The organism is Bacillus sp. LSHTCR4, from assembly GCF_057197025.1.
The window spans coordinates 183,758-206,025 of the sequence record NZ_JBXUNO010000005.1 but is presented as its reverse complement, the minus strand read 5'-3'; the positions used below and the strand labels follow the sequence as shown (position 1 = coordinate 206,025).

Below are 22,268 nucleotides of genomic sequence, written 5' to 3'. Positions count from 1 at the left end.
ATAGGTTCGAGGTGGAAGCATGGTGACATGTGGAGCTGACGAATACTAATAGATCGAGGACTTAACCATATAATATGTAGCAAATGTTATCTAGTTTTGAAGGAATATGCCTTCATAGTTTGGTGATGATGGCAGAGAGGTCACACCCGTTCCCATACCGAACACGGAAGTTAAGCTCTCTAGCGCCGATGGTAGTTGGGACCTTGTCCCTGTGAGAGTAGGACGTCGCCAAGCAAAAACCTAAGTCGTTTCGACTTAGGTTTTTTTGTGTTTATTTTTATTTACCTTTAGTCATCTTACAGAGGGGAAATTTTGTTTTCCAGTTTTTCCGAGTGCTTCTAAAATAATCCCTTTGATAGGAAACTTTATTTCCACTACAAGTATATATTTAAAATAATGAGAGTAAAAAAAGAGGAATGATATAAATAAGCATTCAATCATTACAGCAATGACTGTGATAAAAAGGAATAAATTTGAAAAGAGTATATTTCTTTTTTCGTTATTGCCCGCCTTATAAATAAAATGAATATAAAGCATTCCGAGTGAGCATACAAACCGTTATGTATATGATAGATCTCTAGAAATATATATTCTAATTGCTTATCCTTCTTGCATATAGTTACAATTATTCTTTTGAATATAACTAAAACACGAACGTTATTGGTGAGTAATAAAAAAACATTCGATTATTTGTTGACATTGTTTATAAAATATTGTTAATATAGCCATAGAAAGAATAATATATAAGACCTCATATAATCGCGGGGATATGGCCTGCAAGTCTCTACCTAACGACCGTTATTCGTTAGACTATGAGGGAAAGTCACTCGGTATTTTTCTATTCACAAGGGATACGTATGCCTGAGTAGAGCGCTTTCTCTCATAGTAAAAGAGAAACTGTTCTATTTCAGGCTTTTTTTATTTGAATCGGGGGGATTCTAATATGAAATCACTAGTTGGAGTCATAATGGGAAGCACGTCAGACTGGGAAACAATGAAATATGCTTGTGACATTTTAGATGAATTAAATATACCGTATGAGAAAAAAGTTGTATCCGCTCATCGGACTCCGGATTATATGTTTGAATATGCAGAGACGGCTCGTGAACGTGGATTGAAAGTTATTATTGCTGGAGCTGGTGGAGCAGCGCATTTACCAGGAATGGTTGCAGCGAAGACGAATCTTCCTGTAATCGGAGTTCCAGTTCAATCAAAAGCGTTAAACGGCTTAGATTCATTATTGTCCATCGTCCAAATGCCAGGAGGGGTTCCAGTTGCAACTGTTGCAATTGGTAAGGCTGGTTCAACAAATGCTGGTTTACTTGCTGCACAAATACTTGGATCATTCCATGATGACATACATGATGCATTAGAATTGAGAAGAGAAGCAATTGAAAAAGATGTGCGCGAAGGTAGTGAGCTAGTATGACGAGAATCATTTTACCCGGAAAAACAATCGGCATTATTGGAGGCGGCCAGCTAGGAAGAATGATGGCATTGGCAGCTAAGGAAATGGGATATAAAATTGCTGTTTTAGATCCTACAAAAAACTCACCATGTGCACAAGTTGCTGATATTGAAATTGTTGCATCATATGACGATTTAAAAGCAATTCAGCATTTAGCAGAGATTAGTGATGTTGTCACATATGAATTTGAGAATATTGATTATAGATGTTTACAATGGCTTGAAAAGCATGCTTACTTACCGCAAGGCAGTCATTTGTTAAGTAAAACGCAAAACCGTTTTACTGAAAAGAATGCAATTGAAAAAGCGGGATTACCAGTAGCGACATATAGATTGGTTCAAACTCAAGAGCAGCTTACTGAAGCAATCACTGAGTTATCATATCCTTCCGTCTTAAAAACAACGACAGGTGGATATGATGGGAAAGGGCAAGTTGTTTTAAGAAGTGAAGCTGACATTGAGGAAGCGCGAAAGCTTGCGAATGCAGCAGAGTGTATTTTAGAGAAATGGGTGCCTTTTGAAAAAGAAGTATCAGTTATCGTAATTCGTAGTGTAAGTGGTGAAACAAAAGTATTTCCGGTAGCGGAAAATATTCATGTAAATAACATTTTGCATGAATCCATCGTTCCAGCTCGCATTACAGAAGAACTTTCTCAAAAAGCAATCGCTTATGCAAGGGTGCTCGCGGATGAACTAGAACTTGTGGGAACACTAGCGGTAGAGATGTTTGCTACAGCTGATGGTGAGATTTACATTAATGAATTGGCGCCAAGACCTCACAATTCAGGACACTATACACAGGATGCATGTGAAACGAGTCAATTCGGTCAACATATTCGAGCAATCTGTAATTTACCTCTTGGAGAAACAAATTTGTTAAAACCAGTTGTCATGGTAAACATTTTAGGCGAACATATAGAAGGGGTCCTAAGACAAGTGAATAGATTAACCGGGTGCTATTTACACTTGTATGGAAAAGAAGAAGCAAAAGCGCAGCGAAAAATGGGGCATGTTAATATTTTAAATGATAATATTGAAGTCGCTCTAGAAAAAGCGAAGAGTTTGCATATTTGGGACCATCAAGAACAACTGTTGGAGGGAAAAAGATGATTAATCGTTATACACGCCCAGAAATGGGTGCGATTTGGACGGAAGAAAACAAATTTAAAGCGTGGTTAGAAGTTGAGATTTTAGCTTGTGAAGCATGGGCTGAGCTTGGCGATATTCCAAAAGAAGATGTTAAGAAAATTCGTGAACATGCATCATTTGATATTGATCGTATTTATGAAATTGAAAAAGAGACACGTCATGACGTAGTTGCATTCACTCGTGCTGTATCAGAAACACCAGCATTAGGTGAGGAACGTAAATGGGTTCATTACGGTTTAACATCTACAGACGTAGTAGATACAGCACTATCTTACATCTTAAAACAAGCGAATGAAATCATATTAAAAGACTTAGAAAACTTTGTAAGCATTTTAGCTAACAAAGCGAAAGAGCATAAATATACGATCATGATGGGAAGAACACACGGTGTTCATGCAGAACCAACAACATTTGGTTTAAAACTTGGTCTTTGGTATGAAGAAATGAAACGTAACGTAGAGCGTTTCAAACAAGCTGCTGATACAGTTCGCGTTGGTAAATTATCTGGTGCGGTTGGTACATATGCAAATATCGATCCATTCGTAGAAAAGTACGTTTGTGAAAACTTAGGATTAGAAGCAGCACCAATTTCAACACAAACATTGCAACGTGATCGTCATGCTCATTACATGTCAACACTTGCATTAATCGCAACATCTATCGAAAAGATGGCAGTTGAGATCCGTGGTTTACAAAAGAGTGAAACACGTGAAGTTGAAGAAGCTTTCGCAAAAGGTCAAAAAGGTTCTTCTGCAATGCCGCATAAGCGTAATCCAATTGGATCTGAAAATATGACTGGTTTAGCTCGTGTTATCCGCGGTTATATGATGACAGCTTATGAGAATGTTCCATTATGGCATGAGCGTGATATTTCTCATTCTTCAGCAGAACGCGTAATTTTACCAGATGCTACAATCGCGTTAAATTACATGCTAAATCGCTTTGGTAATATCGTTAAAAACTTAACTGTATACCCAGAGAATATGAAACGCAATATGACAAGAACATACGGCTTAATTTATTCTCAGCGCGTAATGCTTACATTAATCGATAAAGGTATGGTGCGTGAAGAAGCTTACGATATCGTACAACCTAAAGCGATGGAAGCTTGGGAAACACAAGTACAATTTAAAGAGCTTGTAGAAGCTGATGAGCGTATTACGAGTAAGTTAACACAAGAAGAAATTAATGAATGCTTCAACTATGAGCATCATATGCAACACGTTGATACAATCTTTGAACGCCTAGGATTAAACGAAGCGTAAAATTTCATATGGCACAGAATAGAGTCATTCTGTGCCATTCTTTATAAAAACATTATTCACATTTTTCAAACTACAGGGGGCTTGCGAAATGCAAAAGCTAGAATTGCTGTATGAAGGTAAGGCAAAAAGAATTTATCGTACAGAATCAGCAGATATGGTTTGGGTAGAGTACAAAGATAGTGCGACTGCTTTCAATGGGGAGAAAAAAGAGACGATTACAGGAAAAGGTCGTTTGAACAATGAGATTACAACTTTATTGTTCAGAAAGTTACAAGAAGTGGGAATTAAAACACATTTCGTTGAGAAGTTATCTGAGACAGAGCAACTTGTTAAAAAAGTGAGTATTATTCCTTTAGAAGTTGTCACAAGAAATGTAATTGCAGGAAGTCTTTCAAAACGATTAGGAATGGAAGAGGGAACTGTACTTGCAGAACCAATCGTAGAATTTTACTTCAAAGATGATGATTTAGGAGATCCGCTTGTAACGGAAGATCATATTCGTGTATTAAACGTTGCGTCGCCAGAGCAAGTAAGCGTATTACGAGATATGGCTCTACAAATCAATCAAGTGTTGATTGATCATTTCGCAAGCTGTCGTGTAAGATTAGTAGATTTCAAATTAGAGTTTGGTGTAACGGATGAAGGAGAAATCATTTTAGCAGATGAAATTTCACCAGATACTTGCCGTTTATGGGATGAAACGAGCAATGAAAAGTTTGATAAAGACGTATTCCGTCGTGATCTTGGAAATTTAACAGATGCTTATGAAGAGATTTTAAAACGTTTAGGGGGAATTTCACATGTATAAAGTTAAGGTATATGTAACATTAAGAGAAAGCGTATTAGATCCACAAGGAACAGCAGTAAAAGGAGCACTTCATAGTCTTTCATTCACAGAAGTACAAGATGTTCGAATTGGAAAGTACATGGAATTAACAATTGATAAATCAGTATCTGACCTTGACGCAAAGGTAAAGGAAATGTGTGAAAAACTATTAGCGAACGTTGTAATGGAAGACTTCCGTTATGAAGTTGAGGAGGTTGTCGCACAGTGAAATTTGCCGTAATAGTATTTCCAGGTTCGAACTGTGATGTTGATATGTTCCATGCAATTAAAGATGAGCTTGGCGAAGAAGTAGATTACGTTTGGCACGATACAGAGAATTTAGATGAATATGATGCAATTCTACTACCAGGTGGATTCTCTTACGGTGACTACTTACGTTGCGGTGCTATTTCTCGCTTTGCGAATGCAATGAAAGCAGTACAGAAAGCTGCTGAGCAAGGAAAGCCAATTTTAGGTGTATGTAATGGATTCCAGATTCTTGTTGAATCAGGATTATTACCAGGAGCATTAATGAGAAACGAAAACTTAAAATTTATGTGTCGAACAGTTCAGTTACGTGTTGAAAATAATGAAACGATGTTTACATCACAATATGAAAAAGATGAAGTAATCAATATTCCAATTGCACATGGTGAGGGGAATTACTATTGTGATGAAGAGACTCTTAAGCAATTAGAAGAGAATAATCAAATCGCATTCCGTTACGTAGAAAACCCGAACGGAAGCGTTTCAGATATTGCTGGTATTGTAAACGAAAAAGGAAATGTACTTGGTATGATGCCACACCCAGAGCGTGCTGTAGATGAATTACTTGGCGGTGCTGAAGGGTTAAAGGTCTTTCAATCTATCTTAAAACAGTGGAGGGAAACATATGTCGTTAATGCTTGAACCAAATCCAACACAAATTAAAGAAGAGCGCATATATGCGGAAATGGGGCTAACAGACGAAGAGTTTGCCATGGTTGAAAAGATTTTAGGCCGTCTGCCAAATTATACAGAAACAGGATTATTCTCTGTTATGTGGTCTGAACATTGTAGTTATAAAAATTCAAAACCAGTGCTTCGAAAATTCCCAACAACAGGTGAGCGTGTTCTGCAAGGACCTGGGGAAGGTGCTGGAATTGTAGATATCGGTGATAATCAAGCGGTTGTATTTAAAATGGAAAGTCATAACCATCCTTCTGCTATTGAACCATATCAAGGAGCAGCAACAGGAGTTGGTGGTATTATTCGTGACGTATTCTCTATGGGAGCACGTCCTGTAGCTCTATTAAACTCACTTCGATTTGGTGAATTACAATCACCACGTGTGAAATATTTATTTGAAGAAGTAGTAGCAGGGATTGCAGGATACGGTAACTGCATCGGTATTCCGACTGTTGGCGGCGAAGTACAATTTGATCCATGTTATGAAGGAAATCCACTTGTAAATGCAATGTGCGTAGGCTTAATTAACCACGAGGACATTAAAAAAGGGCAAGCGCACGGTGCTGGAAATACAGTAATGTACGTAGGAGCATCAACTGGTCGTGATGGTATCCACGGTGCAACATTCGCATCTGAAGAGTTATCTGAAAGCTCAGAAGCGAAGCGTCCAGCAGTTCAAGTAGGAGATCCATTTATGGAGAAACTTCTTATTGAAGCTTGCTTAGAACTTATTCAATCGGATGCACTTGTTGGAATTCAAGATATGGGTGCAGCTGGTTTAACATCATCTTCTGCAGAAATGGCAAGTAAAGCAGGCATGGGTATTGAAATGTACTTAGATGATGTACCACAGCGTGAAACAGGAATGACACCATATGAAATGATGTTATCTGAATCACAAGAGCGTATGTTAATTGTTGTGAAAAAAGGTAGGGAACAAGAGATAGTAGATTTATTTGAGAAGTATGGTCTTGCAGCCGTTACGATGGGGAAAGTAACGGAAGACAAAATGCTTCGTTTATTCCATAAAGGTGAAATGGTAGCTGAAGTACCAGCAGATGCTCTTGCAGAAGAAGCACCAATTTACCATAAACCATCAAAAGAAGCAGCATATTTTGCTGAGTTCCAAGAAATGAAAATGGAAACGCCGAAAGTAGAAAACTATAAAGAAACGTTATTCGCTTTATTACAGCAACCAACAATTGCAAGTAAAGAGTGGGTATACGATCAATACGATTACCAAGTTCGCACAAGCACAGTTGTTACGCCAGGTTCAGATGCTGCAGTTGTACGTGTACGCGGTACAGAAAAAGGATTAGCAATGACGACAGATTGTAACTCTCGCTACATTTATTTAGATCCAGAAGTGGGCGGTAAAATTGCAGTAGCAGAGGCAGCGCGTAATATCGTATGTTCTGGCGGGGAGCCACTTGCAATTACAGATTGCTTAAACTTCGGTAACCCAGAAAAACCAGAAATCTTCTGGCAGATTGAGAAATCAGTAGACGGTATGAGTGAAGCTTGTCGCACACTACAAACACCAGTTATCGGCGGAAACGTATCGATGTATAACGAGCGTAGTGGTGAAGCTGTATATCCAACACCAACTGTTGGGATGGTCGGACTTGTACATGACTTAAAACATGTAACAACACAAGAGTTTAAGCAAGCTGGTGATTTAGTGTATGTAATTGGTGAGACGAAAGCTGAGTTTGGCGGAAGTGAATTACAGAAAATGATTCACGGCAAAATTTTCGGTCAATCACCAAGTATCGATTTAGATGTAGAATTAAAACGTCAAAAACAAGTATTAGAAGCAATTCAAGCTGGTCTTGTTCAATCTGCACATGATGTTGCTGAAGGTGGTTTAGCAGTTGCGATTTCAGAAAGTGCGATTGGTGCTAAAGGCTTAGGTGCTACTGTGAAATTAGATGGAGAAGCAACAGCAGCGTTATTCGCTGAATCACAGTCTCGCTTCGTGATAACTGTAAAACGTGAAAATAAAGAGGCGTTTGAGAAAGCAGTAGAAGCAATCCAAGTTGGAGAAGTAACAAGTACAAATGAAGTAACAATTCATAATGAAGAAAATGAAGTATTACTTACAGCAAATGTAGATGAAATGAGAAAGGCTTGGAAAGGGGCAATCCCATGCTTGCTGAAATAAAGGGGTTAAACGAAGAATGTGGCGTTTTCGGAATTTGGGGGCATGAAAATGCAGCACAAGTTTCATACTACGGATTGCACAGTTTACAGCACCGTGGGCAAGAAGGCGCAGGCATTGTCGTAAATAATGGGGAAAAAATCGTCGGTCACAAGGGGTTAGGTTTAATATCAGAAGTGTTTTCAAGAGGTGAGCTAGAAGGATTAAATGGAAAATCAGCAATCGGACATGTACGATATGCAACAGCTGGTGGAAGTGAAGTTGCTAACGTTCAACCATTGTTGTTCCGTTTTTCCGATCATAGTATGGCGTTAGCTCACAACGGAAATTTAATTAACGCAAAAATGCTTCGTCGTGAATTAGAAGCAGAGGGTAGCATTTTTCAAACAAGTTCAGATACAGAAGTACTTTTACATCTTATTAAACGTAGTACGAAAGATTCGTTAATTGAAAGTGTAAAAGAGGCTTTAAATAAAGTGAAAGGTGCGTTTGCGTATCTTTTACTAACTGGAAATGAAATGATCGTTGCGTTAGATCCGAATGGGTTCCGTCCGCTTTCAATTGGAAAGATGGGGGATGCTTACGTTGTAGCATCTGAAACATGTGCTTTTGATGTAGTAGGTGCAACATACATTCGTGATGTAGAACCGGGTGAATTACTTATCATTAATGATGAAGGAATTCACGTAGATCGTTTCACAAACGATGTAGAACATGCAATTTGTAGTATGGAATACATTTACTTTGCACGACCAGATTCTAATATTGCAGGCGTTAACGTTCATGCGGCACGTAAGAATATGGGGAAACGTTTAGCGGCAGAAGCTCCTATTGAAGCAGATGTTGTTACTGGTGTACCAGACTCTAGTATTTCGGCTGCGATTGGCTATGCGGAGGCGACAGGTATTCCATATGAGTTAGGATTAATTAAAAATCGTTACGTTGGACGTACGTTTATCCAACCTTCTCAAGAACTGCGCGAGCAAGGGGTTAAGATGAAGCTTTCCGCAGTAAGAGGTGTAGTTGAAGGGAAACGAGTTGTTATGATTGATGACTCTATCGTAAGAGGAACGACAAGTAAACGAATTGTTCGTATGCTTCGTGAGGCTGGAGCGACAGAAGTTCACGTAAGAATTGCTTCACCACCTCTGAAATATCCATGTTTCTATGGCATTGATATTCAAACAAGAAAAGAATTAATTGCAGCAAATCATACAGTGGAAGAAATCCGTGAAATGATCGGAGCAGATTCTTTAACATTTTTAAGTGAAGATGGATTAGTAGATGCAATTGGACGTCCATATGAAGGGAAATATGGCGGTCTATGTATGGCGTACTTCAATGGAGATTATCCAACAGCTCTTTATGATTATGAGCAAGAGCTTTTAGAAAGTATGAAATAAGAAGAAAAAAGCTTCTACTTCTTTTTGATGTAGAAGCTAGCTTCTTTCTTAAAACGGCCCGCACAGGATAGGGAGAAATTAAAAGACGAGGTGTAGATAACGATGGCGAATGCATATAAGCAAGCAGGAGTAGATATTGAAGCTGGATATGAAGCGGTATCTCGCATGAAAAAACACGTACAAACAACAATGAGAAAAGAAGTACTAGGCGGTTTAGGCGGTTTTGGAGGTATGTTTGATCTATCAAAATTTGCATTAGAAGAACCTGTATTAGTATCTGGAACAGATGGCGTGGGAACGAAATTGATGCTCGCTTTTATGGCAGATAAACATGACACAATTGGTATTGATGCAGTAGCAATGTGTGTAAATGATATTGTTGTCCAAGGAGCAGAGCCGCTTTTCTTCCTTGATTATATTGCTTGTGGTAAAGCTGAACCTAGTAAAATTGAAAACATCGTCAAGGGTATATCAGAGGGCTGTCGCCAAGCAGGTTGTGCTTTAATTGGTGGAGAAACAGCTGAAATGCCAGGAATGTATTCTACAGAAGAATACGATTTAGCTGGTTTTACAGTTGGGATCGTTGATAAAAAGAAAATTGTAACAGGTGAAAAAATTGAAGCTGGTCACGTGCTAATTGGCTTAGCATCTAGCGGTATTCATAGTAACGGTTATTCTTTAGTACGAAAAGTATTACTAGAAGATGGAGAACTATCTTTAGAGCGCATTTACGGACGCTTAGAGCTACCTCTTGGTGAAGAATTATTAAAACCAACGAAAATTTATGTCAAACCTATTTTAGAACTATTGAAGAAATATGAAGTATACGGTATGGCGCATATTACAGGTGGCGGATTTATTGAAAATATTCCACGTATGTTACCAGAAGGGATCGGTGCAGAAATTGAATTAGGATCTTGGGAAATTCAGCCGATCTTCAGTTTACTTCAAGAAGTTGGAAAGCTAGAAGAGAAAGAAATGTTCAATATTTTTAACATGGGTATTGGTATGGTAGTAGCGGTGAAGGAAGAAGATGCAAAAGATATCGTCCGTCTTCTTGAAGAGCAAGGAGAAACAGCTCGTATTATTGGACGTACTGTACAAGGGGCTGGCGTTACCTTTAATGGGGGCAAAGCACTATGAGTAGATTAGCAGTTTTTGCTTCTGGAAGCGGATCTAACTTTCAATCTCTCATCAATGCGGTAGAAGAAAAAAGATTAAAAGCAGAGATTAGTTTATTAGTATGTGATAAACCAGAAGCACGCGCTGTTGGACGAGCACATTATCATCATATTCCATGTTTCGCTTTTTCAGCGAAAGCATATGAGTCAAAAGAAGCATTTGAAAAAGAAATATTAAAGAAGCTAGAAGAATATGAAATTGATTATGTTATTTTAGCTGGATATATGCGTTTAATTGGACCAACTTTACTAGAAGCTTATGGCGGAAGGATTATTAATATTCATCCATCACTATTACCGAGTTTTCCAGGGAAAGATGCTGTCGGTCAAGCGTTAGAAGCAGGTGTGAAAGTAACTGGAGTAACAATTCATTATGTAGATGCAGGTATGGATACAGGGCCAATTATTGCACAAGAAGCAGTGGTTGTTGCTGAAGGGGATACGAGAGAAAGCTTACAAAAGAAAATTCAACAAGTGGAACATAAATTATACGTAAATACAGTGAATCAAATTGTTCAGTCTGTGAAAGAATCAACTGTTAACTAACATACAACCAGGGGTGAAGGATAAATGAAAAAGCGTGCATTAGTAAGTGTTTCAGATAAAACAGGAGTAGTAGAATTTGTTAAAGGGTTACTAGAACAAGGGATTGAAGTTATTTCAACAGGTGGTACGAAAAAGTTACTAGAAGAAAACGGCTTACAAGTAATTGGTATTTCTGAAGTAACTGGGTTCCCAGAAATTATGGATGGCCGCGTAAAAACATTACATCCAAACATTCATGGTGGTCTATTAGCAGTTCGCGATAATGAAACGCATGTAGCACAAATGAATGAATTAGGTATGGAGCCAATTGACTTTGTTGTTGTTAACTTATATCCATTTAAAGAAACAATCGCTAAGCCTGATGTAACATTTGCTGATGCAATTGAAAACATTGATATTGGTGGCCCAACAATGATTCGCTCCGCTGCGAAAAATCACAAATTTGTATCGGTAATTGTAGATCCAGTAGATTACGATGTTGTATTAGCAGAACTGAAAGAGAACGGTGAAGTAAAAGAAGAAACGAAACGTAAATTAGCAGCGAAAGTATTCCGCCATACAGCAGCATATGATGCGTTAATCTCTAACTACTTAACAGAGCAAATGGGTGAAGAAAGCCCAGAAACATTAACTGTGACATTTGAGAAAAAGCAAGACTTACGTTATGGCGAGAACCCACATCAAAAGGCAACTTTCTATAAAGCGCCATTCGCAGCAACTTCTTCTGTTGCATACGCAGAACAATTACACGGTAAAGAATTATCATATAACAATATTAATGATGCAGATGCAGCACTTAGCATCGTAAAAGAATTTACAGAACCAGCAGTAGTAGCAGTAAAACATATGAATCCATGTGGTGTTGGAGTAGGAACTGATATTCATGAAGCATATACTCGTGCTTATGAAGCGGATCCAGTATCAATCTTCGGTGGTATTATTGCAGCAAATCGTGAAATTGATAAAGCTACAGCAGAAAAGTTACATGAAATCTTCTTAGAAATTATTATTGCACCTTCTTTCTCAAAAGAAGCTTTAGAAGTATTGCAAAGTAAGAAGAACTTACGTTTATTAACTATAAATATTGAAAAAGCGACAAGTGCGAGCAAAAAACTAACTTCTGTACAAGGTGGCCTTCTCGTTCAAGAGGAAGATACGTTATCATTAGATGAAAGTACAATTTCAATTCCAACGAAACGTGAACCTTCAGAGCAAGAATGGAAAGATTTAAAACTAGCTTGGAAAGTTGTAAAACATGTGAAATCAAATGCAATTGTTTTAGCGAAAGATGATATGACAATTGGTGTCGGTGCGGGACAGATGAACCGTGTAGGTTCTGCAAAAATTGCAATTACACAGGCTGGTGAAAAAGCACAAGGTAGCGCGCTTGCATCTGATGCTTTCTTCCCAATGCCAGATACATTAGAAGAAGCAGCAAAAGCAGGAATTACAGCAATCATTCAACCGGGCGGATCAATCCGTGATGAAGATTCTATTAAAGTGGCGGATACGTATGGGATTGCTATGGTGTTCACTGGCGTACGTCATTTCAAACACTAATAGAGGATGTTTTAAAAAGTCCGGTCAAGATAACTGTCGCATGTCGTCGTTGCAATGCCAGTGCGGTACTCATGTAGGAAAACTACACTCCGTGTCCTCCTGGCAAATGCGCCTCGACCTGCTCGGTTCTCTTAATCCTCCTTTTTAAACTTTGATTGATATGGATGTTTAAAAAGTCCGGTCGAGATAACCTTTTATTGATATGAAAAAGCAAACTAGGAGCATAGCTTCTAGTTTGTACTTATTTAAGTATTGGGGGATGAAATATGAATGTTTTAGTAATTGGCCGCGGTGGGCGTGAGCATGCTTTAGCTTGGAAGTTTGCACAATCTGAAAAAGTAGAAAAGGTATATGTAGCACCAGGTAATGAAGGTATGCGAGATGTTGCAACGCCAGTTGATATTGATGAAAATGATTTTGATGCATTAGTTTTATTTGCTAAAGAGAACCATGTAGAATTAACTTTCGTTGGACCAGAAATTCCACTTATGAATGGAATCGTTGATCGTTTTAAAGAAGAGGGACTTCGCGTATTTGGTCCGAATAAAGCGGCTGCTGTTATTGAAGGTAGTAAAGCTTTTACAAAAGAGCTTATGAAAAAGTATAATATTCCAACTGCGGCATATGAAACTTTTACAGATTATGAAGAAGCAGTACAGTACATTCAAAAAGTTGGCGCACCAATCGTTATTAAAGCGGATGGCCTAGCTGCTGGTAAAGGTGTAACAGTAGCGATGACGCTGGAAGAGGCATTACAAGCTGCGAAAGAAATGCTGCAAGATGTAAAGTTCGGCGAAGCAAGTAAGAAGGTTGTTATTGAAGAGTTTTTAGATGGACAAGAATTTTCATTAATGGCATTTGTGAATGGAACAACTGTACATCCCATGGTAATTGCGCAAGATCATAAACGAGCTTTTGATGGTGATAAAGGTCCAAATACAGGCGGGATGGGTGCGTATTCTCCAGTACCACAAATTCCGGAATCAGCAGTTCAAGAGGCGATAAAAACGGTACTACATCCAACTGCTAAGGCGATGATTGCAGAAAACCGTTCGTTTACAGGTATTTTATACGCGGGACTTATTTTAACAAATGATGGTCCAAAGGTAATTGAGTTTAATGCTCGCTTTGGTGATCCTGAAACGGAAGTTGTATTACCACGCTTAGAAAATGATTTAGTTGATGTATGTAACGCTGTATTAGATGAGAGTGAGTTAATGTTAAAATGGTCAGAAGAAGCAGTTATTGGTGTTGTACTTGCTTCGAAAGGATACCCAGAAGCATATAAAAAAGGTGACATTATTAACGGGTTAGATACATTGCAAGATGTGATTGTTTTCCATGCAGGTACAGCAATGAAACATGGGGACTTTGTAACGAACGGTGGCCGTGTATTATTTGTTGCTTGTAAGGCAAATAGTTTACAAGAAGCAAAAGATAAAGTATATAAAGAAATCGGTAAAATTGAGAGTGATGGTCTATTTTATCGAAGTGATATAGGATATCGTGCAATTGGGCATGAGATGACGAGAAATTAATATGTGAAAAATCCCACTGAGAAATCAGCGGGATTTTTTATGCATCTTTATCTTTTTTTAATTTTCCTTTTTGCTTTGCCATTTCTCGAAGTAAATACTCGATGTGTGCATTGACGCTACGAAACTCATCATTCGCCCATTTTTCGATGACTGCATGTAATTCAGGATCAATACGTAATGGAAAGCTTTTCTTTTTAGCCATAATGATTTACAACCTTTTAGTATAGGCTTCCTGTATTAATAACTGGTTGTGCACCTTTATCTGAAACGATGGCAACTAATAAGTTGTTCACCATATTCGCTTTACGCTCGTCATCAAGTTCCAGTACGCCTTCCTCATCTAACATATGGATTGAATCTTTTGCCATCTTCACAGCACCTTCAACAATCTCTTTTCTAGCAGCTAATACTGCTTTTGCTTGTTGACGTTGTAGCATTGCATGGGCAATTTCTGTTGCGTAAGCTAAATGTGTTAAACGAGTTTCTAATACTTCTACGCCAGCGATTTCAAGGCGTGCTTCTAACTCACGTTTTAATTCTTCAGAGATTTCTTCAGTATTTCCACGTAATGTAACGCAAGTTTCATCTTGGAAATTGTCATAAGGATATTTTGTTGCAACGTGGCGGATTGCCGTTTCGCTTTGAATTTCTACAAATCGATCATAATGTTCAACGCCGAACATTGCTTTTGCAGAATCAACAACTTTATATACGATAACAGCTGCAATTTCAATTGGGTTTCCGTCGACATCATTTACTTTTAATTTCTTACTATTAAAGTTTTCAACACGCAACGATACAGTTTGACGGAACGCGAACGGAATTGTTAAAAATAAACCGTTTTGATGAATTGTTCCTAAATAATTACCGAAAAACGTAATGACTTTTGCTTGGTTTGGTTGAACAATACCAATACCTGTAGCAAGAACTGCGGCTAAAATAATAGTTAATGCTGCTCCTATAATAATTTCTTGCACGAGGAAAAATACACCGATAATGGCTAAAATTAAAATCCCGATAATACCGAGAAAACCATTTACATAAAAAACTTGTTTTTCTTTCATATGATCGCCTCCTGATATAAAAATGATATCACTTTTATATCATTATAAGCAAGGGGTTTACACCTAATTTTCTGAATTTTATTGATTATGTATATTTTAATGTCTAAAGTAAGAATGTATGTTCTGTTTTATGGTAAAATAAAGAAGACTTAACCGCCCACTGCAGCAGCTAAGTCCCTTTGAGAGCATCTTGCATCGTGACAAATGATTCAAAGCGGTTTTGCCAGGATTATATCTTCAATCGCTGACTCAATCTCTTTGTCAGAAGCGTCATAACTTCCGTTTGACTGTGGTTTGTCGTGATTGGAAGTTTGATTCACTTCTTCTTTAGTATGTCCCTTCTCAGCAAAATTCATGCTAGGCATTTTAAATGCCCCCATATTCATGTATTTTCCGAATTTCCACATTTCAACAACAGGGCAGAAACGAACAATTCCCTCTGCAACTTTCATTGCACCAATCCATAGCAAAATGTTAGACCAAGTGCACCAAGGTTTGCGTACGAGTTTCGTTGCACTACAACCGAAGAGGACAAGTCCGAGTGTAATTCGAATTAGGGCATTTATTGTACCGATATTTTGCTTCATTAGAAAAACACTCCTTTTTATGAAAGTTGAAATAGATAATACTATTTCTCTTATTAGTATCCCGTTTGATTTTGGGGATATGTAATCCAACATTTGACGTGGAAAAAGATGTTGGATTGTGCGTGTGTGTAAGTAGCTTTTTTTGTTATAATGAAAGAATGCATAAAAGGAAGTTCAAAATTAAATCCTCTCGTTTGAAAAATATGGAAGAGGGGATTCCAAACTTAATTCTCCGCTTTAAACAAGTATTTAAGTTGAACTTAAAAAAATCCTAATGAAAATCAACTGTTATTTTGAACAGAAATATATATATAACTTGAGAAAAGAAAGGGTGTTTTCATGTACGATATTTCCGGGTGGAAACATGTATTTAAGCTTGATCCGAATAAGGAGTTAAGTGACGAACATTTAGAAATGATTTGTGAGTCTGGAACAGATGCTGTTATTGTAGGCGGAAGTGATGGAGTGACAATTGATAATGTACTACACATGCTAGTTAGCATTCGTAGATATGCAGTTCCTTGTGTGTTAGAGGTTTCTGATGTAGAAGCAATTACACCAGGATTCGATTTTTATTATATCCCAAGCGTTTTAAATAGCCAAAAGGTAGAATGGGTAACAGGCGTTCATCATGAGGCTTTGAAAGAATTTGGGGATATTATGGATTGGGACGAAATTTTCATGGAAGGGTATTGTGTTTTAAATCCTGAAGCGAAGGTAGCCCAGCTTACAGATGCAAAGTGTGATGTAACAGGAGATGATGTGATTGCATACGCGCGTTTAGCAGACAAGTTATTACGTTTACCGATATTTTATTTAGAATATAGCGGTACGTATGGAGATGTTGAACTTGTTAAAAATGTAAAAGCAGAATTGAAACAAGCTAAGTTATATTATGGCGGTGGTATTTCTAATGCTGAACAAGCGAAGGAAATGGCGCAGCATGCTGATACAGTAGTTGTTGGAAATATTATTTATGATGATATAAGAGCAGCGTTAAAAACGGTTAAAGCAGTAAAAGGAGAGTAGGTGCAGGCGTATATGAGTATGACAGATAGGTTATTAAATGGTTTAAATCCACAGCAACAAAAAGCAGTGCAAACAACGAACGGACCACTACTATTAATGGCAGGCGCAGGCAGTGGTAAAACACGTGTGTTAACACATCGTATTGCGTATTTACTTGGTGAAAAAGGAGTAGCACCATGGAATGTACTAGCTATTACCTTTACAAATAAAGCGGCTCGTGAAATGCGCGAGCGTATTGATACACTTGTCGGACCAGAAGCAGAAGATATTTGGATTTCTACGTTCCACTCTATGTGTGTACGTATTTTACGACGTGATATCGATCGCATTGGTATTAATCGTAACTTTACAATTTTAGATTCAGGTGATCAGTTAACTGTAGTCAAAAAAATTATGAAAGAGCGCAATATTGATCCGAAGAAATTTGAACCGCGCTCTATTTTAGCTGGTATTAGTAATGCGAAAAATGAATTGTTATCTGCGGATAAATATGCAAAGAAAATTACAATTGCTGATCCATATGAAAAATTAACGAGCGATGTATATACAGAATATCAAAAACGTCTTTTGAAAAATAACTCACTAGACTTTGATGATTTAATTATGACGACGATTCAACTATTTGAACGTGTTCCAGAAGTACTAGAGTTTTATCAGCGTAAATTCCAGTATATTCACGTGGATGAGTATCAAGATACGAACAAAGCGCAGTACCTTCTTGTTAAACATTTAGCAGCACGTTTCAAAAATTTATGTGTTGTAGGTGACTCAGATCAGTCAATTTATCGCTGGCGTGGTGCGGACATTTCTAACATTTTGTCATTCGAAAAAGACTATGAGAACGCGCAAGTTATTCTGTTAGAACAAAATTATCGTTCGTCACAAAATATTTTAAATGCAGCGAATGCTGTTATTGAAAGAAATACGAATCGTAAACCGAAGAAATTATGGACAGATAATGAAGTTGGAAACAAAATTTCGTATTATCGTGCTGCAACGGAAAAGGACGAAGCGTACTTTGTGGCGAAAAAAATTCGCGATGATATTCAAATGGGAAAACGAAAATATACTGATTTTGCAGTGTTATATCGTACAAATGCGCAGTCTCGTATGGTCGAGGAGATTTTCCTGAAATCTAATATTCCTTACAAAATTGTCGGCGGTACGAAGTTCTACGACCGTAAAGAGATTAAAGACATTTTGGCGTATTTACGCTTAATTGGGAATCCAGATGATGAGATTAGTTTCGCACGTATTATTAACGTGCCAAAGCGTGGAATTGGTGCGACTTCTATCGACAAAATTATTAATTACGGTGTACAAAATGGAATTTCATTAACAGCTGTATTCGATGAGATTGAGCATGTTGGAGTAAGTGCAAAGGTTACAAAGGCAGTAAAGGAATTCGCAGGTTTATTACACAACTGGGTAAATATGCAAGAGTATTTATCTGTTACAGAATTGGTAGAAGAAGTTATTGAGAAAACAGGCTATCGCGATATGTTGAAAAATGAGCGTACGTTAGAAGCAGAAGGTCGTCTAGAGAACTTAGATGAGTTTTTATCTGTTACGCAAACATTTGAATCTCAAAGCGAAGATAAGAGTCTTGTTGCATTCTTAACAGACTTAGCACTTGTTGCAGATATTGATCGTGTAGATGAAGACCCAACTGCTGGTGAGGAAGTTATTTTAATGACGATGCACTCAGCGAAAGGATTAGAATTCCCAGTTGTCTTTATTGTTGGTCTAGAGGAAGGAATATTCCCGCATACTCGTTCTCTAATGGAAGAAGATGAAATGCAAGAAGAGCGTCGTCTTGCTTATGTAGGTATTACTCGTGCAGAAGAAGAGTTGTATTTATCTAATGCACAAATGCGTACTTTATTTGGTAGAACAAGTATGAATGCCGCATCTCGATTTATTACAGAAATCCCGACAGAACTAGTGGAATCATTAAATGAAACAGCGCCGAAGCGTGAAACTTCGTTTGGTGCAAAAGGAAGAACGGCAAGTAGCAGTAAAACGACAACTACAACACGTTCTCGCTCAGCTTTCGCGCGTCCTGCAGCTAAGACGACAGGCGGCGAACAAATCGGCTGGGCAGTAGGCGATAAAGCTTCCCACCAAAAATGGGGAGTCGGTACAGTTGTAAGTGTAAAAGGTGAAGGTGATGCAAAAGAATTAGATATTGCGTTCCCAAGCCCAATTGGTGTTAAACGTTTGTTAGCAAAATTTGCACCTGTGACGAAACAATAGGAAAGGAATGAGGATATGTCAAAAGAGATAGCAAAAAAACGTATAGAAGAACTACGTGATTTGTTAAATACATTTAACTATCAATATCACGTATTAGACAATCCTTCTGTTTCTGATGCGGAGTATGACCGTAATATGCAGGAGCTTATAAAATTAGAAGCAGAGAATCCAGAGTTTATGAGTGAAGACTCTCCCTCTATTCGAGTTGGAGGAACGGTTCTTGATATATTTGAAAAAGTAACACATAAGTCACCGATGTTAAGTTTAGGAAATGCATTTAACGAAGGAGATTTACGTGATTTTGACCGACGAGTACGTCAAGGAATTAATGATGCGAATGTAAGATATATATGCGAATTAAAAATTGACGGACTTGCTGTTTCACTTCATTATGAAAAAGGACGCTTCATTCAAGGGGCAACACGTGGTGATGGTGTAACAGGTGAAGATATTACCCAAAATTTAAAAACGATTAAAGCAATCCCGCTTCGTTTAAATGAAGAAGTAACGTTAGAAGCAAGAGGCGAAGCTTATATGCCGAAGCGTTCATTCGTTAAGTTAAATGAAGAAAAAGAGCAAAATGGTGAAGATGTATTTGCGAATCCGCGTAATGCGGCAGCAGGTTCAATCCGCCAACTTGATCCGAAAATTGCAGCGAAGCGTAACTTATCTATGTTTGTATACGGTCTTGCGAATGTAGAAGAAAAAACAATCCCATCACATAGTGAATCGCTTGATTTCTTAGGTGAACTTGGATTCAAAACGAATCCAAATCGTCGTACATGTGAAACAATTGAAGAAGTTATAGCATATGTAGAAGAATGGCAAGAAAAACGTCCGCATCTTGATTATGAGATTGATGGGATCGTTATAAAAGTAGATGATGTTGCTCTTCAAGAAAGTCTAGGAACTACAGCAAAGAGTCCAAGATGGGCGATTGCTTATAAATTCCCAGCGGAAGAAGTTGTAACAAGATTAACAGGCATTGAATTAAGTGTTGGTCGTACAGGGGTTGTAACACCGACTGCAGAGCTAGAGCCAGTGCGAGTGGCTGGTACTATCGTTCGTCGTGCTTCTTTACATAACGAAGATTTAATTCGTGAAAAAGATATTCGAATTGGTGACTACGTTGTTGTGAAGAAGGCTGGAGATATTATTCCTGAAGTTGTGAATGTTATTTTCGATAAGCGTACTGGTGAGGAAGAAGAATATCATATGCCAACGCATTGCCCAGCATGTGAGAGTGAACTAGTTCGTTTAGAAGAAGAGGTAGCACTTCGTTGTATAAATCCAACTTGTCCTGCCCAAATTCGAGAAGGCTTAATTCATTTCGTTTCAAGAAATGCAATGAATATTGATGGACTTGGAGAACGTGTCATTACACAACTCTTTGATGCAGATTATATTCGTACATTTGCTGATTTATATTCGTTGACGAAAGAGCAATTATTACAGCTAGAACGATTTGGAGAAAAATCAGCAACGAATTTAGTCCAAGCAATTGAGAATTCTAAAGAAAACTCATTAGAGCGATTATTATTCGGTCTTGGTATTCGTCATGTCGGAGCGAAAGCAGCACGTACATTTGCAGAGCATTTCGAAACGATGGATGCACTTGTGAAAGCGACGGAAGAAGAACTAAAAGCAATTAACGAGATTGGTGAAAAAATGGCTCAGTCCGTCGTGACGTATTTTGATAATGAAGATGTATTAGAATTATTACAACAATTTAAAGAGTATGGCGTGAATATGGCATACAAAGGTATAAAAATTGCTGATTTACAAAATGTTGAGTCGTACTTCGCAGGAAAAACTGTCGTTTTAACAGGGAAGTTAGAAGTTATGGGACGTAGTGAAGCGAAGAAGAAGATTGAGGCATTAGGTGGAAAAGTAACAGGAAGTGTTAGTAAAAGTACGGATTTAGTTGTTGCAGGTGAAGCGGCAGGTTCGAAATTAGCACAAGCGGAGAAACATAATGTTGAGGTTTGGAATGAAGAGAGGTTCTTACAAGAGCTAAATAAGTAAGAGGTGCAAACTTACCATGAAAAAAATAGCATTAGCGGTATTAAGCCTTGGCCTACTTGTAAGTGGGTGTAGTGCAGGTGCCGATAAAGATGAAAAAGTGGTTGAGAAATCGGGGAAAGCAAAAGAGCAAGCAATCGTCCCGAATTACTCTATTTCGGATGAATATTATAAGACGACTATTCCATTTGATGGAGGAAACGCACGTGGCTTAGTTGTGCAAGGAGTAAGTAATCGTCTTGATATAGATGAATTTGAAACAGGATTAATGCGTATTGCGAAAGAGTCATTTAGTACGAAAGATAATGTTTTAAAAGGCGGAAAGTTCCTAAATACTCAGTATATACAGATGCTTGTTAAAAGAAAACGTACAGATGCAGAACAAAAGGAACTAGAAGATACATTAAAAAAAGATGCGGTTAAATTCCCAAATATAGGGTTGAATCCGGCGTTAGGTACAGGATCTGAATCATTAGAAGTGAAAAATAAAAAAAATCCAATATATATTTCAAATATTTTAGAGCATGATTATTATGTGAACAAAGATGAGCGGAGTGGCATTGTAGTCGGTTTAGCGATGAATTCGGTTCATTATTACGAGGAAGAGCATGGGTATCCGCGTGAGGTTGCAATTTCGAATGAAAAAATGTTAGCTGAAGGGAAAAAAATGGCGCAAGAAATCTTGAAAGTTATGCATCAACAAAATCCCGAAACAAAAAATCTTCCGATAACATTTGCAATTTATCGTCAGGCTCCGAAGTCTTCGCTCGTACCAGGTAACTTTGTTTCTTATGCGAATGTCGAAAAAGGCAGCGAAACGGTTGAGGATTGGAAACAAATTAATGAGAAATATTATTTGTTCCCATCTGAACAAGCGAAAACAGATAATAAACGTGAAGACTTGGCGAGAGTATCAAACTTCAAGGCAAAATTAAGCGATTATTTCCAAGGTGACTATACAGCTGTTATCGGTACTGGTATGTATAGAGACGATGAATTAAGAGAAATAAAGCTTGATATTCCTGTCCAGTTTAATGGTAAAGCAGAAATAATTGGCTTTACACAATATGTAGCCGGGCTTGTTATGGAATACTTCCCGAATTATATGAAAGTACAAGTAACGATTAAATCTGTAGAACGACCAGAATCGATTATTATACGTGAAGCGAAGCAAGATGAACCGTTTGTGAAAATTTTAGATTAAATAGAAGGGCCGTTCCTTTATGGAGCGGCTTTTTTTCTTGAAGAATTTTGTTATAATTTAAA

At 37.9% G+C, this 22,268-nt stretch carries 19 protein-coding genes, 1 rRNA gene and 1 riboswitch; of the genes, 17 read left to right on the top strand and 3 right to left on the bottom strand.

Annotation, left to right across the window (positions count from 1 at the left end; genetic code table 11):
* Positions 1-118 precede the first annotated feature (118 nt).
* From rrf to purD, 13 genes are all read left to right on the top strand, one after another.
* Positions 119-234 (top strand): 5S ribosomal RNA (rrf, locus tag AC2CGR_RS24835).
* A 497-nt stretch (positions 235-731) separates the two neighbouring features.
* Positions 732-833: riboswitch (purine riboswitch) on the top strand.
* Between the two features lie 110 nt (positions 834-943).
* Positions 944-1,429 carry a 5-(carboxyamino)imidazole ribonucleotide mutase gene (gene purE, locus AC2CGR_RS24830; RefSeq protein ID WP_000839367.1) on the top strand — a complete coding sequence of 162 codons (486 nt, stop codon included), beginning with the start codon at positions 944-946 and terminating at the stop codon, positions 1,427-1,429.
* A complete protein-coding gene (gene purK / locus AC2CGR_RS24825) occupies positions 1,426-2,577 on the top strand; it encodes a 5-(carboxyamino)imidazole ribonucleotide synthase (RefSeq protein WP_087964349.1) in 1,152 nt (383 codons plus the stop codon). The genes purE and purK overlap by 4 nt, the downstream gene beginning before the upstream one ends.
* Positions 2,574-3,881 (top strand): adenylosuccinate lyase, encoded by a 1,308-nt coding sequence (gene purB, locus AC2CGR_RS24820; protein WP_087964348.1) that lies wholly within the window; start codon positions 2,574-2,576, stop codon positions 3,879-3,881. The genes purK and purB overlap by 4 nt, the downstream gene beginning before the upstream one ends.
* Positions 3,882-3,969: 88 nt before the next feature.
* Positions 3,970-4,689, top strand: a complete 720-nt coding sequence (gene purC, locus AC2CGR_RS24815) for a phosphoribosylaminoimidazolesuccinocarboxamide synthase (protein WP_001170542.1) — start codon at positions 3,970-3,972, stop codon at positions 4,687-4,689.
* Positions 4,682-4,936, top strand: a complete 255-nt coding sequence (purS, locus tag AC2CGR_RS24810; protein ID WP_000278820.1) for a phosphoribosylformylglycinamidine synthase subunit PurS — start codon at positions 4,682-4,684, stop codon at positions 4,934-4,936. Before purC ends, purS begins: the two co-directional genes overlap by 8 nt.
* The gene (purQ, locus tag AC2CGR_RS24805; protein WP_000666779.1) at positions 4,933-5,616 is read left to right on the top strand and encodes a phosphoribosylformylglycinamidine synthase subunit PurQ; all 684 of its coding nucleotides are present in this window, start codon (positions 4,933-4,935) and stop codon (positions 5,614-5,616) included. Before purS ends, purQ begins: the two co-directional genes overlap by 4 nt.
* Positions 5,600-7,819, top strand: coding sequence for a phosphoribosylformylglycinamidine synthase II (gene purL / locus AC2CGR_RS24800; protein WP_484481319.1), 2,220 nt, complete (start codon positions 5,600-5,602; stop codon positions 7,817-7,819). Before purQ ends, purL begins: the two co-directional genes overlap by 17 nt.
* The gene (gene purF / locus AC2CGR_RS24795; protein WP_000879025.1) at positions 7,804-9,219 is read left to right on the top strand and encodes an amidophosphoribosyltransferase; all 1,416 of its coding nucleotides are present in this window, start codon (positions 7,804-7,806) and stop codon (positions 9,217-9,219) included. Before purL ends, purF begins: the two co-directional genes overlap by 16 nt.
* Positions 9,220-9,321: 102 nt before the next feature.
* The gene (purM, locus tag AC2CGR_RS24790) at positions 9,322-10,362 is read left to right on the top strand and encodes a phosphoribosylformylglycinamidine cyclo-ligase (protein WP_087964345.1); all 1,041 of its coding nucleotides are present in this window, start codon (positions 9,322-9,324) and stop codon (positions 10,360-10,362) included.
* Positions 10,359-10,946: a phosphoribosylglycinamide formyltransferase gene (gene purN / locus AC2CGR_RS24785; RefSeq protein WP_087964344.1), complete on the top strand. Its 588-nt coding sequence runs from the start codon at positions 10,359-10,361 to the stop codon at positions 10,944-10,946. The genes purM and purN overlap by 4 nt, the downstream gene beginning before the upstream one ends.
* 24 nt (positions 10,947-10,970) lie before the next feature.
* Positions 10,971-12,506, top strand: a complete 1,536-nt coding sequence (purH, locus tag AC2CGR_RS24780; protein ID WP_484481318.1) for a bifunctional phosphoribosylaminoimidazolecarboxamide formyltransferase/IMP cyclohydrolase — start codon at positions 10,971-10,973, stop codon at positions 12,504-12,506.
* A 266-nt stretch (positions 12,507-12,772) separates the two neighbouring features.
* Positions 12,773-14,044, top strand: a complete 1,272-nt coding sequence (gene purD, locus AC2CGR_RS24775) for a phosphoribosylamine--glycine ligase (RefSeq protein ID WP_484481317.1) — start codon at positions 12,773-12,775, stop codon at positions 14,042-14,044.
* 37 nt (positions 14,045-14,081) lie between these two features.
* Here the strand turns inward: purD and AC2CGR_RS24770 are convergent, their stop codons facing one another.
* From AC2CGR_RS24770 to AC2CGR_RS24760, 3 genes are all read right to left on the bottom strand, one after another.
* Positions 14,082-14,246, bottom strand: coding sequence for a type II toxin-antitoxin system antitoxin (locus AC2CGR_RS24770; protein ID WP_001085171.1), 165 nt, complete (start codon positions 14,244-14,246; stop codon positions 14,082-14,084).
* Positions 14,247-14,262: 16 nt separating this feature from the next.
* Positions 14,263-15,108, bottom strand: coding sequence for an SPFH domain-containing protein (locus AC2CGR_RS24765; RefSeq protein ID WP_484481316.1), 846 nt, complete (start codon positions 15,106-15,108; stop codon positions 14,263-14,265).
* A 209-nt stretch (positions 15,109-15,317) separates the two neighbouring features.
* A complete protein-coding gene (locus AC2CGR_RS24760; RefSeq protein WP_000812350.1) occupies positions 15,318-15,695 on the bottom strand; it encodes a YgaP family membrane protein in 378 nt (125 codons plus the stop codon).
* Between the two features lie 339 nt (positions 15,696-16,034).
* Here AC2CGR_RS24760 and pcrB point away from each other — a divergent pair, with 339 nt between their 5' ends.
* Genes pcrB through AC2CGR_RS24740 form a run of 4 tightly spaced genes read left to right on the top strand, consistent with a single transcriptional unit; the run spans position 16,035 to position 22,206 of the window.
* On the top strand, positions 16,035-16,724 hold the full coding sequence (gene pcrB, locus AC2CGR_RS24755; protein WP_484481315.1) for a heptaprenylglyceryl phosphate synthase: 690 nt from the start codon (positions 16,035-16,037) through the stop codon (positions 16,722-16,724).
* Positions 16,725-16,736: 12 nt separating this feature from the next.
* Complete coding sequence (gene pcrA, locus AC2CGR_RS24750; RefSeq protein WP_002026868.1) at positions 16,737-18,980, top strand: DNA helicase PcrA; 2,244 nt, start codon at positions 16,737-16,739, stop codon at positions 18,978-18,980.
* Between the two features lie 15 nt (positions 18,981-18,995).
* Positions 18,996-21,005: an NAD-dependent DNA ligase LigA gene (gene ligA, locus AC2CGR_RS24745; RefSeq protein WP_087964339.1), complete on the top strand. Its 2,010-nt coding sequence runs from the start codon at positions 18,996-18,998 to the stop codon at positions 21,003-21,005.
* Between the two features lie 16 nt (positions 21,006-21,021).
* Positions 21,022-22,206 carry a CamS family sex pheromone protein gene (locus AC2CGR_RS24740; protein ID WP_087964338.1) on the top strand — a complete coding sequence of 395 codons (1,185 nt, stop codon included), beginning with the start codon at positions 21,022-21,024 and terminating at the stop codon, positions 22,204-22,206.
* Positions 22,207-22,268 lie beyond the last annotated feature (62 nt).

Bases quoted from the DNA above. Each gene is read 5' to 3' on its own strand.
- AC2CGR_RS24740 (WP_087964338.1), top strand. From the start codon at position 21,022: ATGAAAAAAATAGCATTAGCGGTATTAAGCCTTGGCCTACTTGTAAGT.
- purS (WP_000278820.1), top strand. From the start codon at position 4,682: ATGTATAAAGTTAAGGTATATGTAACATTAAGAGAAAGCGTATTAGAT.
- purN (WP_087964344.1), top strand. From the start codon at position 10,359: ATGAGTAGATTAGCAGTTTTTGCTTCTGGAAGCGGATCTAACTTTCAA.
- purH (WP_484481318.1), top strand. From the start codon at position 10,971: ATGAAAAAGCGTGCATTAGTAAGTGTTTCAGATAAAACAGGAGTAGTA.
- AC2CGR_RS24770 (WP_001085171.1), bottom strand. From the start codon at position 14,246: ATGGCTAAAAAGAAAAGCTTTCCATTACGTATTGATCCTGAATTACAT.
- purM (WP_087964345.1), top strand. From the start codon at position 9,322: ATGGCGAATGCATATAAGCAAGCAGGAGTAGATATTGAAGCTGGATAT.
- purL (WP_484481319.1), top strand. From the start codon at position 5,600: ATGTCGTTAATGCTTGAACCAAATCCAACACAAATTAAAGAAGAGCGC.
- purD (WP_484481317.1), top strand. From the start codon at position 12,773: ATGAATGTTTTAGTAATTGGCCGCGGTGGGCGTGAGCATGCTTTAGCT.
- purE (WP_000839367.1), top strand. From the start codon at position 944: ATGAAATCACTAGTTGGAGTCATAATGGGAAGCACGTCAGACTGGGAA.
- pcrB (WP_484481315.1), top strand. From the start codon at position 16,035: ATGTACGATATTTCCGGGTGGAAACATGTATTTAAGCTTGATCCGAAT.
- ligA (WP_087964339.1), top strand. From the start codon at position 18,996: ATGTCAAAAGAGATAGCAAAAAAACGTATAGAAGAACTACGTGATTTG.
- purC (WP_001170542.1), top strand. From the start codon at position 3,970: ATGCAAAAGCTAGAATTGCTGTATGAAGGTAAGGCAAAAAGAATTTAT.
- AC2CGR_RS24765 (WP_484481316.1), bottom strand. From the start codon at position 15,108: ATGAAAGAAAAACAAGTTTTTTATGTAAATGGTTTTCTCGGTATTATC.
- purK (WP_087964349.1), top strand. From the start codon at position 1,426: ATGACGAGAATCATTTTACCCGGAAAAACAATCGGCATTATTGGAGGC.
- purF (WP_000879025.1), top strand. From the start codon at position 7,804: ATGCTTGCTGAAATAAAGGGGTTAAACGAAGAATGTGGCGTTTTCGGA.
- purB (WP_087964348.1), top strand. From the start codon at position 2,574: ATGATTAATCGTTATACACGCCCAGAAATGGGTGCGATTTGGACGGAA.
- pcrA (WP_002026868.1), top strand. From the start codon at position 16,737: ATGAGTATGACAGATAGGTTATTAAATGGTTTAAATCCACAGCAACAA.
- AC2CGR_RS24760 (WP_000812350.1), bottom strand. From the start codon at position 15,695: ATGAAGCAAAATATCGGTACAATAAATGCCCTAATTCGAATTACACTC.